Genomic DNA, 14,876 nt, shown 5'->3' on the forward strand with positions numbered 1-14,876 from the left:
CAAAGTGAGCCGCTGTAAGAGCGGAACCATAAGCCGCCGTTACCTAAACAACGGATATGTACGCAAACCAATGCGCCCTACAACCCCTCCAACTCCGCCATCAAATCACTCAACCGATCCACCTTCTCCGCACTGATCTCATTCGCCGCAAGCCCGTCGATATACCCCGCCAACTCCTCCACCGTGCTGCATTCGAACATCGCCCGCAACGGCACATCCCGCTGCAGTGTCTTCTGCACGCGCGAAGCAATCTGCGTGGCCAGCAACGAATGCCCGCCCAGCTCAAAGAAATTATCCTGCACACCCACGCGCTCAACTTTCAGCACCTCGGCCCAAATCCCGGCCAATGTCTGCTCCAGCTCATTACGCGGCGCCAGATAATCCTGGCTGTGCAACTGGCCAATCTCCAGCGCCGGCAAGGCCTTGCGATCCAGCTTGCCATTGGCATTCAGCGGCAAACGGTCGAGCCACAGCCAATGCAGCGGCACCATGTACTCCGGCAACTCGGCCCGCAGGCGTTGCTTGATCCGATCAAGGCGCTCGCCTGGATTCAACTGCGCATCCGCCGCCACCAGGTAACCCACCAGATGCTTGCCGTTGACGCCCTCCTGCACGCCAACCGCCGCATCCCGCACCTCCGGTTGTTCATGCAGGCGCGCTTCGATTTCACCCAACTCAATCCGGTAACCGCGAATCTTCACCTGATGGTCGATACGCCCGACGTACTCCAACACACCATCGCTGCGCCGACGCGCCAGGTCGCCGGTGCGATACAGGCGCTCCCCCGCCGCGCCAAACGGATTCGGCACAAACACCTCGGCGGTGCGCACCGAATCGCTGACATAACCACGGCCCACGCCGGTCCCCGCCACGCACAACTCGCCGACCGCACCTTGGGGCACCAACTCCAGCGCACCATCCAGCAAGTACAAACGGTTGTTGTCGGTCGGCGTACCAATCGGCAGATAAGTGCCGCGGGTCGACGCCAGGTCGACGCGGAAGAACGCCACGTCGTCCGAACATTCCGCCGGGCCATAGGCATTGACCAGGCCAATCTGCGGATAGCGCAACAACCACTGATGCGCCAACTCCGGCGGCATCGCTTCTCCGGTCGGCAGCATCCACCGCAAGCCGTCCAGGCTCATGCGATCCTGGGCAAGCATGCCCTGGATCAGCGACGGCACGCTTTCCAACACGGTAATGCCCTGGGCCTGGACGTGAGCGAGCAAGCCTTGTGGATCATGGGCAATCGCATTCGGCACAATATCCACCCGCGCGCCGAACAGCGGCGCGGCGAGGAACTGCCACACCGAGATATCGAAACTTTGCGAGGCGGTTTGGGCGATCACATCATTCTCGGTCAGGTGCAGATAAGGCACCTTGCTCAACTGGTTATTGAGCATGCCATGCTGCTCCACCATCACGCCCTTGGGCAAGCCGGTAGAGCCGGAGGTGTAGATCACGTAGGCAAGGTTATCCGGCGTGCTGTAGATCTCCGGGTTGTCCTCTAAACCCACCAGTTGCTCCCAGACCAGCAGCTTCGGCCGCGAGCCACAGGCGAACTCTTCCAGCAACACCTGCGCCTGATCGCGGCACGCCTCGGTGCACACCAGCAGTGGCGTGCGGCTCAGGTCAATGATCCGGCTCAAGCGCTGCGTCGGCAGCCCCGGGTCCAACGGCAAATAACCGGCTCCGGCCTTGAAGCTGCCGATGATCATGCCCAGCAAATCCAGATTACGTTCGGCCAGCAACGCCACCGGTTGATCCGGCCCGACACCGGCTGCGATCAATGCATGGCCCAGGCGGTTGCTGCGCCGGTTCAGTTCGGCATAGCTCCATTGCTGATCCAGGCAACTGGCGGCAATCCGCTGTGGATGCTGCTGCACCTGGGCTTCGAACAGCTCAACGTAGCTGCGCTCCAACGGATACGCCTGTTCGCTCTGGTTGCAGCCTTCCACCAGGAACTCACGCTCCTGCTCGCCAATCAGCGGCAAGTCGGCCATGTCGCCATGGAAGCCCTGTACCAGCGCCAGCAGCAGGCGCTTGAATTCGCTGAGCATGCCTTGCACGGTGGTCTCATCAAAATAGCGCTGGTCGTAGGACAGGTGCAGGCCCAGGTCATCGCCCGGATAGCACACGGCAGTCAGCGGGAAGTTGGTGTGGGTCCGCCCGGAATCCGAGGTGGCATTCAGGCTTTGCGCACGGTCCAGCACCGAGACTTCTACCGGGGCGTTTTCGAACACAAACAGGCTGTCGAACAGCGGCTGGCCCTTGGGCAGTTCGCTGTTTTCCTGGATGGTCACCAGCGGCAGGTACTCGTACTCGCGCAACTGCATATTGCTGTCGAGCAGGCCGCTCAACCATTGGCGCACGCTGCACTGCTGATCGTCCTCCGGCAGCTTGACCCGCAAGGCGATGCTGTTGATAAACAGCCCGACGGTGCGCTGCATCTCGGGCATTTCCACCGGGCGCCCGGCCACGGTGACGCCGAACAGCACGTCGCGATCGCCACTCAAGCGTCGTAGCACCAGGGCCCACGCTGCCTGGGCGAAGGTGTTCACCGTCAGTTGATGGGCCTGGGCAAGCTCGCGCAATTGCGCGCCGTCGCGCACATCCAAGCGGGTGTAGCAGTCGCCCACCACCATGCCGCCGCTATGGCCGGCGTGTTCCCGCAGGAACGGCCGGTCACTCGGAATCGGCGTGGTGCGCTCAAACCCTTGCAGGTTCTGCTGCCACCACTGGCGCGCCTCGGCGAGGTTCTGGCGTTGCAGCCAGGCGATGTAGTCGCGATAACGCGGTGGCGTCGCCAATTGCGCGTCGCGGCCTTCGCCGAGGGCCGTGTAGATGTCGAAGAAATCGTTCATCAGCAGCGAGCGGCACCAGGCATCGATCAGGATGTGGTGGTTGCTCATCATGAACCAGTAGCGGGCTTCGCCCACGCGGATCAGTCGCAGGTGGAACGGCGCCTGGTTGAGCAGATCGAAGCCGGCCTCACGCTCGCTTTTCAGCAACGCTTGCAGACGCGGTTCCTGTTCGCTTTCCGGCTCCTGGCTCCAGTCGAGGTACTCGATCGGCGTGCTGCCGGGCTTGTGGATAACCTGCAGCATGTCTTCGCCGACGTTCCAGCAGAACGAGGCGCGCAAGGCTTCGTGACGGGCAATCACCGCCTGCCAGGCCTGGGCGAAACGCTCGGGGTCCAGGGCGCTGTTGATGCGGTAGCGGTCCTGCATGTAATACAGGCCGGTGCCCGGTTCCAGCAGGGTGTGCAGCAGCAAGCCTTCCTGCATTGGGGTCAGCGGGTACACGTCTTCGATGGCATTGGCCGGCACCGGCAGCGCGTCCAGTTGCCCTTGGGTGAGGTGCGCCAGCGGGAAGTCCGACGGTGTGAGGCCGCCCGCGTCTTCCTTGAGGCAATGCTCGATCAGGCTTTGCAGTTCCGCCAGGTAAGCGTCCGCCAGTTCAGCGATGGTCTGGCTATCGTGACGTTCGCGGCTGAAGGTCCAGCGCAGCACCAATTCACCGCCGTACACCTGGCTGTCGACGCTCAGCTCGTTGGGCAGCGGCGCGTCCGGGTCATGGGCGATGCCGGCGGATTCGTCCAGCGGGTGAAAGAGTGCGTCAGCGCCAAAGCTCTGGTCGAACTGGCCGAGGTAGTTGAAGGTAATACTGGCGCTCGGCAACGCGGCCATGGTCTGGCGGCACAGGTCGTCAGCCAGGTAGCGCAGCACGCCGTAACCCAACCCTTTGTGGGGCACGCCGCGCAGTTGTTCCTTGATCGCCTGGATCGAGGCGCCCTGCCCGGCGGCTTCTTCGATATGCAACGGGGTCAGGCGCAACGGGTAGGCGCTGGTGAACCAGCCGACGCTGCGGGTCAGGTCGATCTCGTCGAACAGGGTTTCGCGGCCGTGGCCTTCTAGCTGGATCAGGGCCGATGCGTGGCCACTCCATCGGCACAAGACTCGGGCCAGGGCGGTCAGCAGCAAGTCATTGACCTGGGTGCGGTAAGCACTCGGCGCCTGTTGCAACAGCTGGCGGGTACGCTCGGCATCCAGGCGCACGCTGACGGTATCGGCATCGCGATTGCGCAGCGAACCTTGCGGGCGATCCACCGGTAGTTCAACGCCAGGACCGGCCAACTGCTGCTGCCACACGTCCAGCTCTTCACGCAGGGATTCGCTGCCGGCATAGGCCTGCAAGCGTGCTGCCCAGTCGCGCAGGGCACTGGTCTTGGCGGGCAGGCTGACGGGTTGGCCGTCGTTCAACTGGCGATACACGGTCTGCAAATCTTCCAGCAATACGCGCCAGGAAACGCCGTCCACCACCAGGTGATGGATCGCGATCAGCAGCCGGCGCTGGCCTTGCGGGCCGTCCACCAGCAGCGCGCGCAACAGCGGGCCGTGGGCGAGGTTGAGGCTGCGTTGAGTGTCGGTGAACAGCGCGATGCACTGCTCCATATCCGCCACCTGGGCTTGCAACAGCAGGCCACCTTGCGGCACTGCCAGGTGTTCGGCGTGCCATTGGGCGTCGCGCTGGGTGAAGCTCAGGCGCAGGGCGTCGTGGTGTTCCAGCACTGCCAGCAACGCTTGTTCCAGGCGATGGGGTTCGAGGGCCTGAACCGGCTCCAACAGCAGCGCCTGGTTCCAGTGTTGGCGCTCGGGGATGTCGGTGTCGAAGAACCAGTGCTGGATCGGGGTCAGCCCGGATGCGCCGGTCAGCACGCCTTGTTCGGCGATAACCTGCTCGGTGCGGGTCGCCACGGCGGCCAGGGTCTGCACGGTCTGGTGCTGGAACAAGTCACGTGGGCTGAAATGAATCCCCGCCTGACGCGCGCGGCTGACCACCTGGATCGACAGAATCGAGTCGCCGCCCAGCTCAAAGAAGTTATCGTCGAGGCCCACCTGCTGCACGTTCAGTACCGCACACCAGATCGCCGCCAGGGTTTGCTCCAGTTCGTTGCGCGGCGCCACGTATTGCTGACGATTCGCCTCGGGATCCGGCTGCGGCAAGGCGCGGCGGTCGAGTTTGCCGTTGGCGGTCAGCGGCATGCTGTCGAGGACGATCAGGTGCGCGGGCACCATGTAGTCCGGCAGCTGCGCTTTCAAATGCGCCTTGAGGGATTCACGCAGTGCACCGTGTTCTTCGTCGCTGACCAGGTAGGCCACCAACTGTTTGCCGCTCGGGGAATCCAGCGCCAACACCACTGCCTCACGCACCGCCTCGTGTTCCAGCAGGCGGGTTTCAATTTCCCCCAGCTCGATGCGGAACCCGCGAATCTTCACTTGATGGTCAATACGGCCAAGGTACTCCACCAGGCCATCGGCACGCTGGCGCACCAGGTCGCCGGTGCGATACAGACGATCGCCGTTCGTGACAAACGGATCCGCGACAAACCGCTCCGCCGTCATCCCCGGACGCTGGTGATAACCCTGGGCCAGGCCGGCACCGCCGACGTACAACTCACCCGTCGCACCTTGCGGCACCAGCGCCAGATCCGCATCCAGAATGTAGGCCACACGTGCGCCGATGATGCTGCCGATCGGCACGCTGCCAGCGCCCTCCTCCAGTGTTTCCGGGGCAAGACTGGCGAGTGGCATCACCACGGTTTCAGTCGGGCCATAGGCGTTGAAAAACAGCGCCGGCTTGAATGCCGCGCGAATACGCTGCAAGTGCTCGCCGGTCAGGGCTTCACCGCCGGTGATGCACATGCGCACCGGCAAGGTCTGGTGTTGCGTGGCCAGCCATTGCGCCAACTGGCTGCCGTAGCTCGGGGTGAAACCGAGGATGTTGATGCGGTGCTGACGAATCAGCCCACAGATTTCTTCCGCATCCCATTGGCCCTGGGCCCGCAACACCACCTGGGCACCACTGAGCAACGGCACCAGCAAGCGTTCGGTGGCGGCGTCGAAGTTGATGGAATAGAAGTGCAGCTCGCAGTCATCCGGGCGCATGCCGAAGCGTTCGATCACCGCCTGGCAATGCATGGCGATTTCACCGTGGGACACCACCACGCCCTTGGGCTTGCCGGTGGAGCCGGAGGTGTAGATCAGATAGGCCTGGTGTTGCGGCAGGCTGATGAAAGGCAATTCGCTGGCCGGGTAGCTGGCCAGGGTTGGCAGGTCATCTTCCAGGCACCAGCGACCGACGCTGGCGGGCAGCTCGCCCAGCGCGTCGAACATCGCAGCGTCGCTGAGCAACAGGCCGATGCCACTGTCTTCGATCATGTAGTGCAGGCGGTCCAGCGGGTATTCCGGGTCCAGCGGCACATAGGCGCCGCCGGCCTTGAGGATCGCCAGCAGGCCGACCACCATTTCCAGCGAACGCGGCAGCGCCAGGCCAACCCGCACCTGCGGGCCTACGCCGCACTCGCGGAGCATCCAGGCCAGGCGATTGGCGCGACTGTCGAGTTCGCTGTAGCTCAAGGTTTGCCCGGCGAAGGTCAAGGCCGGGGCGTCGGGGCGGGCCAGGGCTTGCTCGCTGAACAGGTGGTGAATGCACTGGTCGAGACGATGCTCGCCGGCTTCCATGCCAAGGCTGTGCTGCAACGAGCGCTGCTCGGCCGCTTCCAGCAGCGGCAATTCACTCAGGCGCTGTTGCGGATCGGCAAGCAAGGCTTCCAGCAGGTTTTGCCAATGGGCGGCCATGCGCGCAATGCGCGGCTCGTCGAACAGGTCGGTGCTGTAGGTCAGGCAGCAACCCAGGCGATGGTCGAGGTCGGTGACTTCCAGGTTGAGGTCGAACTTGGTGGCGCGGGCATCGTTGGCCAGGTACTCGACGCTCATCCCGGCCAGAGTGCGGCTTTGCTGGAACTCCCAGCGCTGCACGTTGCACATCACCTGGAACAGCGGGTTGTACGCGGCGCTGCGGGGCGGTTGCAGGGCTTCCACCAAGTGGTCGAACGGCAGGTCCTGATGGGACTGGCCTTCGATCACGGTGTGGCGCACCTGGTCGAACAATTCGCCGACGCTCATCTGCCCGTTGAGCTGGCAACGCAGCACCTGGGTGTTGAGGAACGCACCGATCAGCCCTTCGCTTTCCGGACGAATCCGGTTGGCCACCGGCGCACCGATGCGCAGGTCGGTCTGGCCGCTGTAGCGGTAGAGCAATACCGCGAGGGTGGCCGTCATGGTCATGAACAGGGTCAGACCACGCTCGGCGTTGAAGGCCCGCACGCGGGCGGCAAGATCATCGCTCAAATCGAAACGGTACAGCTCGCCCTGGTGACTTTGCACCGGCGGCCGCGGACGGTCGCCCGGCAGTTCCAGCAGCGGGTGTTCCGTGCCCAATTGCGCGGTCCAGTAATCCAGCTGGCGCTGGCGCTCACCGGACTCCAGCCACTGGCGCTGCCAAACGCTGTAGTCGAGGTACTGCACCGGCAGCGGCGCCAGCGGCGATTCGCGGTCGTCGATAAAGGCTTCGTACAACGCACTGAGTTCACGGGCAAAAATGTCCATGGCCCAGCCTTCGGTGACGATATGGTGCAGGGTCAGCACCAGGTAATGTTCCTGCTCACCGGCCTTGACCAGGCAGGCGCGCAGCAGTGGACCGGTCTCCAGATTGAACGGCGTGTGGGCTTCATGATCGGCCAGTTGCTGCACACGCTGTTGCCGCTCGGCCTCACTGAACGCCGAGAAATCCTGCCAATCCATGCGCACGCCAGTTTGCGCCGCAACCTTCTGCTGCGCCACGCCATTGATGCTCGGGAAAGTCGTGCGCAGGGTTTCATGACGCATGATCAAGGCCTGCAACGCCGCCTCGAAACGCCCAACGTCCAGCACCCCGCGAAAGCGCGCCATGCCGCCGACGTTATACGCCGGGCTGTCGGGTTCCATCTGCCAGAGGAACCACATGCGCTGTTGGGAATAGGACAGCGGCACCGGTTGGCTGCGGTCGACCTTGCCGATCGCCAGCTGTTGGTTGCGCTGGCCGGAGGCCTGGATCAGGCGGACCTGCTCGGCGAAAGCCCCCAACTCGCTGGCTTCGAACAATGTGCGCAGCGGCAGCTCGACATCGCAGGCCTGGCGGGTGCGGGAGATGATTTGCGTGGCCAACAACGAATGGCCGCCGAGGGCGAAGAAGTCGTCCCGCAGGCCGATGCGTGGCAGGGCCAGGACTTCCCGCCAGATCGCGGCGATTTGCTGCTCCAGCGCTGTTTCAGGTTCGACGTGTTCACGCACTTGCCACACCGGTTCCGGCAAGGCACGGCGATCCAGTTTGCCGCTGGGGCTCAGGGGCATCGCGTCCAGGCGCATCAATTGCGCCGGGACCATGTACTCCGGCAGCTCAGCGGCCAGGGCGGTTTTGATGTCCTGCTCGTCCAGCGGTTCGTTGGCGGTGTAGTAACCGATCAACTGCGCCCCGGCAGCGGTTTCACGCACCAGCACCACCGCTTGGGCGATGCCATCAAGGGCCAACAGACGCGCTTCGATTTCTTCAGGCTCGACACGGAAGCCCCGCAGTTTGACCTGCTGATCCAGGCGCCCGAGGTATTCCAGCGCACCATCGGCGCTCCAGCGCACGCGGTCACCGGTGCGATACAGGCGCGCGCCCGCCTCGCCCAATGGGTCGGCGACAAACCGTTCAGCGGTCAGCCCCGCCCGCCCGAGGTAACCCCGGGCCAGGCCGATACCGCCGATGCACAGCTCACCCGGCACACCCGCCGGCAGTGGGTTGAACTGATCATCCAGCACCCGGCAAATCACATTGCCCAGCGGCCGGCCAATCGGCGAACGTTCTCCATCCTCCGCCTGGCACTGCCAGTGCGTCACGTTGATCGCGGTTTCAGTCGGGCCGTAGCGGTTGTGCAACTGCACTGCCGGCAACTGCGCCAACACCCGGTTGCGCAACTCGGCAGGCAGCGCTTCACCGCCGGAGAACAGGCGACGCAGGCTGGTGCATTCGGCGGCCAACGGTTCGTCGACAAACAGCTGCAATAGCGGCGGCACAAAGTGCAGCGTGGTCACGCCGTGTTCCTGCACCAGCTGGGCAATGCGATGGGGGTCGCGGTGCTCGCCGGGGCCCGCCAGTACCAGGCGGCAACCGGTGATCAGCGGCCAGAAACACTCCCACACCGACACGTCGAAACTGATGGGCGCCTTTTGCATCAGCACATCGGTTTCATCCAGCTTGTAGGTAGCCTGCATCCACTGCAAACGCTCGGCCAGCGCGGCATGGGTGTTGCCCACGCCCTTGGGCTGGCCGGTGGAGCCGGAGGTGTAGATCACGTAGGCGAGGTTGTCGCCGTTCAGGTGCAGGCCCGGCGCGTGGGTCGGCCAGCTTTCCAGCTTGAGGCTGTCCATGGCGATGACGCAGACGCCTTCAGCCGTGGGTAGTTGCTCAAGCAGCGAAGTCTGGGTCAACAGCAGTTGCACGCCGCTGTCCTTGAGCATGTAGGCCAGGCGTTCTGCCGGGTAGTCCGGATCAAGCGGCACATAGGCACCGCCGGCCTTGACGATTGCCAGCAGGCCGATCAGCAGTTGCGGCGAACGCTCGGCGGCGATGGCCACGCACACGTCCGGGCCGACGCCCTTGTCCCTCAGGTAATGGGCCAGGCGGTTGGCCTGGGTGTGCAGTTGGGCGAAGGTCAGGCTGCCGTCCTGCCACACCAGTGCGGTGCGTTCCGAAACCTGTTGGTTGAGTTGTTCCGGCAGCCAGTGCTGCGCCGATGTGCACGGCGCGGCGCTCCACTGGCGTTGTTGGGTGTGTTCGTCGGCGTGCAGCAGCTTCAGGTCACCGATAGCCTGTTGCGGTTGCTCGCAAATGGCTTGCAGCAGGTTGATGAAGTGCTCGGCCAGCCGCTCGATGGTGGCGGCGTTGAACAGTTCGTCGGCGTAGTCGAAGGACAGGCTCAAGCGGCCGTTGCGGTCTTCTTCAGTGTGCAGTTGCAGGTCGAACTTGGCTTCGCGGCTGTGCCACGCCAACTCGTCGGCGAGCAGGCCCGGCAAGCGGCGCAAGGCACTGAGGTCGCGTTGCTGGTGGTTGAACATCACCTGGAACAGGCCCTGCTCCCGGGCTTGCGGGAAGGCTTCCAGCAGTTGCTCGAAGGGCAGGTCCTGATGGGCCTGGGCGCCAAAGGCAGCGGTTCGCGTTGCAGCGAGCAGATCGGCAAATGGCAGGCGTGCATCCAGTTCAGCGCGCAGTACGAGGGTGTTGATAAAGAACCCGATCAGGCCTTGGGTTTCCTGACGTGGACGATTCGCGTTGGGCACGCCGATGCGGATATCGCGCTGGCCGCTGTAGCGATAGAGCAGACTTTGGAATGCCGCGAGCAGCAGCATGAACGGGGTGGATTCGTGGGTTTGGGCGGTCTTGCGAATGGCTTCGCTGAGGCTCGCGGTCACACGCACGCTGTGGCGTGAAGCACTGCGAATATGCTGCGCCGAGCGCGGGTGATCGGTGGCCAGGCTCAGGGTTGGGTGGTCGTCACCCAGTTGTTGTTTCCAGTAAGCCAGTTGCCGCTGGCCCTCGCCCTCGGCCAGCCACTGGCGCTGCCAGCTGCCGTAGTCAGCGTATTGCAGGGCCAGCGCCGGCAACTCCAGGGTCTGGCCTTGGGACGCTGCGGCGTACAGGCGGGAGAATTCGTCGATCAACACGTTGAGCGACCAGCCGTCCGCGATGATGTGGTGCATCGTCACCAGCAGTTGGTGGTCTTCGTCCTCCAGGCGCACCAACGTCACCCACAGCAGTGGGCCTTTCTCCAGGTCGAACTGGGTGCGGGCTTCATCTTCGCGGATCTGGTTGGCCCGGGCTTCGCGCTCGGCGGAGGGCAGGTCGCTGAGGTCGATGACTTGCAGCTCGAAATCAGCCTGGACGTCGACCCGCTGGAAGCCTTGGCCATCGCGTTCAAAGAAGCGCGTGCGCAGTGACTCGTGGCGCTGGATCAGTTGCTGGAAGCTTGCGCGCACCGCGTCTTCATCCAGCTCGCCGCGCAAACGCAGGGCGCCGGGGATAGTGTAGGCGCTGCTTTGCGGGTCCAGCTGCCAGGTGATCCACAGGCGGTTCTGCGCGAGGGATTGCGGCAGGTCTTCCTGGCGTGACAGCGCATGGATCGCGCCTTGGGCCACGCCGCCGTCCTGCTGCAATTGCGCGACGCTGGTGGCGAAGGCAGCCAGAGTGGGCGCTTCGAACAACAGGCGCAGGTTCAATTCCAGGCCGAGGGTTTCCCGCAGGCGAGCGACGACCTGTGTGGCGCTGATGGAGTTGCCCCCCAGCAGAAAGAAGTGATCGTCGGCGGCGACCTGTGCCACCTGCAATTGCTCGCACCAGATCGCGGCAATCTGACTTTGCAGTTCGGATTGCAGGGCTGCATCGCCGACCTGCGCTGGCACACCGGGGAACTGCGCATAACTGTCGAGGCTGCCATCTGCCAACCGCGTGCGACAGGCCGAACGCTGCACCTTGCCGCTGGAAGTTTTCGGCAAGCCACCGGGGTTGAGCAATACCACCACGCTCGGCGCTTCCTGGCAGGCCTCGGCCACTGCTTGGCGAATCGCCTTGATCAGCGCTTCAGGCGGCAGGATTTTCTGCACGCTGCGGCTGATTTCGGCGGCGATGCCGATGCCTTCCAGGCCCTGGTCATTCACCGCGAACGCCGCGACCCGACCCTTGCGCACCACTTCCACTTCGCGCTCGATGGCTTGCTCGATGTCCTGGGGATACAGGTTATGACCCCTCACGATCAGCAGGTCTTTCAGACGGCCAGTGATGAACACTTCACCTTCGCGGATAAACCCGAGGTCGCCGGTCCGCAGCCAGGTACGGCCTTCGTGCTGGACGAAGGTCTTGGCGGTGGCTTCAGGATTGCGCCAGTAGCCGTGGGCGATGCTCGGGCCAGTGGCCCAGATTTCACCGACGGCATTGTCGGGGAGCGTCGCCAGGGTGGCGGGGTCGGCAATCAGCACTGCGTGTTCGGGCTGGCTGGTGCCGCAACTCATGATCGCCGCACCCTGCCCGGGCTCGGCGCGGTTGGCGGCCAAAGCCTGTTCGTCCAGGCGCAGGGCCGGGATGCCCTGGCCACGGGTGCCGCCGGCAACGAACAAGGTGGCTTCCGCCAAGCCATAGGATGCGAAGAAGTTATTCGAGGTAAAACCGCAAGCGGCGAACTTCTCGGCAAAGCGTTCCAGGGTGTCGAGGCGGATCGGTTCTGAGCCGGAATACGCCACGCGCCACTTGCTCAGGTCCAGGCGATCCAATGCCGACTCGCTGACCCGCTCGCTGCACAAGCGGTAGGCGAAGTCCGGGCCGCCGCTGATGGTGCCGCCGTACTCGCTGATCGCTTCAAGCCAGCGCAGGGGCCGACCGAGGAAGTAAGCAGGCGACATCAACACGCACGGCACGCCACTGAAGATCGGTTGCAGCAGCCCGCCGATCAGCCCCATGTCGTGGTACAGCGGCAGCCAACTGACGATCACGTCGTCGGGGTTCAGGTCGATGCCGAAGCCCCGGCGGATCAGCAGCTCGTTGGCCACCAGGTTGCCGTGGGTGACTTGCACGCCCTTGGGCAACGCGGTGGAACCGGAGGTGTATTGCAGGAAGGCGATGTCATCGTCTTGCAAGTTGGGCGCGACCCAATGGCTCGCGATTTCGGCACTGAGGCTGTCGACGCACAGTAACTGCGGTGCACCTTCGAGTTGCAGCAACGAATCCCCGAGGCTGGAGGTAGTCAGCAGCAACCGCGGCTCGGCGTCCGCGATGATCGACAGCAGGCGCTCCTGATGATGACGGCGGGTAGACTCCGGCGGGTAAGCCGGTACTGCGATGACACCGGCATACAGGCAACCAAAGAACGCCGCGACATAATCCGGCCCACTGGGGAACAGCAGCACCGCGCGGGCGCCCAGGTTTGCGCTGGCCTGCAAGGCCGCGGCGATGGTACGGGCGCGCAGGTCGAGGTCGCGGTAACTGAGGACGACACTCTGCTCGGCCGTCTCGGCGAGGAAACGCAACGCCAGTTGATCCGGGGTTTGCGCGGCGCGGCGTTGAAGGGACTGGACCAGGGTGCGGGGAAGTTCGAAGGCGTCCATCATGGGGTTCCTGCCTGAAATCGGCTAACTGGGAAATCGGGGAATGTGTGGCCGGGGCAGCTTGTTCAGCCGGCGGCCCGGGCCATCTGCCGCGCGACGTCGTTGCGCCAGCGGGCCAAGTGTTCGTCGGCGTAACGCCGCACACAGCGCAGTACGGAGCTCTCGTGCTGCACCAGGAAGAAGTGGTGTCCGTCGAACATGTCGAGGGAAAAACCGCTGGCGGTGTCCTGCTGCCAGTCCAGCAATTGATCAGCGCGCACCGTGTCCTGCTTGCCGCCGAATACGTGGATGGGCAGGCTCAGCGGCTCGCGCTCGCCGTACTCGAAACTGCCACACAGCAGGAAGTCGGCCCGCAGGATCGGCAGCATCAACTGCATCAGTTCGGCATTGGCCAGCACCTCTTCGCCGGTGCCCTTGAGTTGACGCAAGCGGGCGATCAGTTGCTCGTCGTTTTTCTCGATAGCGTATTCGCTGACATCGCGACGGGCCGGGCCGGCGGTACCCGACGCAAACAGCGCCAACGGCTGCGGTACACCGCGCTCACGCAGGGCATGGGCCAGCTCGAACGCCAGCAGACCGCCGAGGCTGTGGCCAAACAAGGCGTAAGGCTCGTCCAGTTCCGCGCTGATCTCATCAGCCAGTTGCGCGGCCAATGCCTTGATATCGCGCTGCAACGGCTCGTCCATGCGCATGCCGCGCCCCGGCAGTTCCAGCGGCCGCACCTGCAACCACTCGGGCAGTGCCCGCCGCCAACGGCTGTAGACCATGGCGCTGGCGCCGGAATACGGCAGGCAAAACAGGCGTAATCGAGCCGGCGTGTTCATTTCAGACCACTCCCGCTCACACGATAAAAACCCATTTTGTCCTCCTCCAGGCGCTGATCCTTGGCCGGTTTGTTAACTGGCCTGTCACCCATGAGAACGGATGGCCCCTGGAAATAATTAGTCAGCGAGACGCCGTTCACACCTCTCGATAAAGCATAAGATTAGTTCGTCTTCTCATTTGACAATCATTATCATTAAGAATAATTTGTTGCCCGATGTGTAGGAGGCCTCAGCAAGGACGCCCTCCCCCAACCTCTTTTGCAGCAAGGTGATTTCCATGACGGAACAAGTATCCACAGGCAGGTGCGACTCACCCCTACTCCAGGCCTTCGTCGACAATCGACTGATCCTGGTCAAGATCGCAGCACGCATTACCGGCTGCCGCTCACGCGCTGAAGACGTGGTGCAAGACGCCTACTTCCGGTTGCAATCGGCCCCCACCATCACGTCATCGTTCAAGGCGCAGCTCAGTTACCTGTTTCAGATCGTGCGTAACCTGGCCATCGATCACTACCGCAAGCAGGCGCTGGAGCTGAAATACTCCGGCCCGGAAGAGGAAGGCTTGAATGTGGTTATTCACGGGGCTTCACCTGAGACGTCGCACATCAACTTTTCGACGCTGGAGAACATTGCTGATGCGTTGACCGATTTGCCTCAGCGCACGCGTTATGCGTTTGAGATGTATCGGCTGCATGGGGTGCCGCAGAAGGATATTGCCAAGGAGCTTGGGGTTTCGCCGACGCTGGTGAACTTTATGATTCGGGATGCGTTGGTGCATTGCCGGAAGGTTTCCGGGACTCATAGCGACACGTTTGCTCGGCGGGTTTGATTGGGTCTGCTGCTGGGTACATATCCGTTATTTGTGTGATGGCGGGTATTGGTTCCGCTCTTACAGCGGGTCACTTTTGAAAGGAGCCCAAAAGTAACCAAAAGGCTCTTGCCCCACCACTCGGCTCCTCGCCCAGGCTCGGAGTGCCCTCACTCCGGCTTTGGACCGTGGGCCGCCGCGATGGGCCATCCTTGGCCCAGCGCG

3 protein-coding genes are annotated in these 14,876 nt (G+C 63.5%); 1 reads left to right on the forward strand and 2 read right to left on the reverse strand.

The window, feature by feature from the left end; translation table 11 throughout:
- Positions 1-77: 77 nt before the first annotated feature.
- Both K0H47_RS11190 and K0H47_RS11195 read right to left on the reverse strand, forming a co-directional pair.
- Positions 78-13,022, reverse strand: a complete 12,945-nt coding sequence (locus tag K0H47_RS11190; protein WP_219272652.1) for a non-ribosomal peptide synthetase — start codon at positions 13,020-13,022, stop codon at positions 78-80.
- Between the two features lie 62 nt (positions 13,023-13,084).
- The gene (locus tag K0H47_RS11195; RefSeq protein ID WP_093207715.1) at positions 13,085-13,843 is read right to left on the reverse strand and encodes a thioesterase II family protein; all 759 of its coding nucleotides are present in this window, start codon (positions 13,841-13,843) and stop codon (positions 13,085-13,087) included.
- Positions 13,844-14,120: 277 nt separating this feature from the next.
- On the opposite strand from K0H47_RS11195, the gene K0H47_RS11200 reads away from it, so the two are divergent.
- On the forward strand, positions 14,121-14,672 hold the full coding sequence (locus tag K0H47_RS11200) for an RNA polymerase factor sigma-70 (protein ID WP_017479481.1): 552 nt from the start codon (positions 14,121-14,123) through the stop codon (positions 14,670-14,672).
- Positions 14,673-14,876: the final 204 nt, after the last annotated feature.

The sequence above is a fragment of the Pseudomonas sp. Xaverov 83 genome (assembly GCF_019352905.1).
GTDB classification, from domain to species: Bacteria; Pseudomonadota; Gammaproteobacteria; order Pseudomonadales; family Pseudomonadaceae; genus Aquipseudomonas; species Aquipseudomonas yamanorum.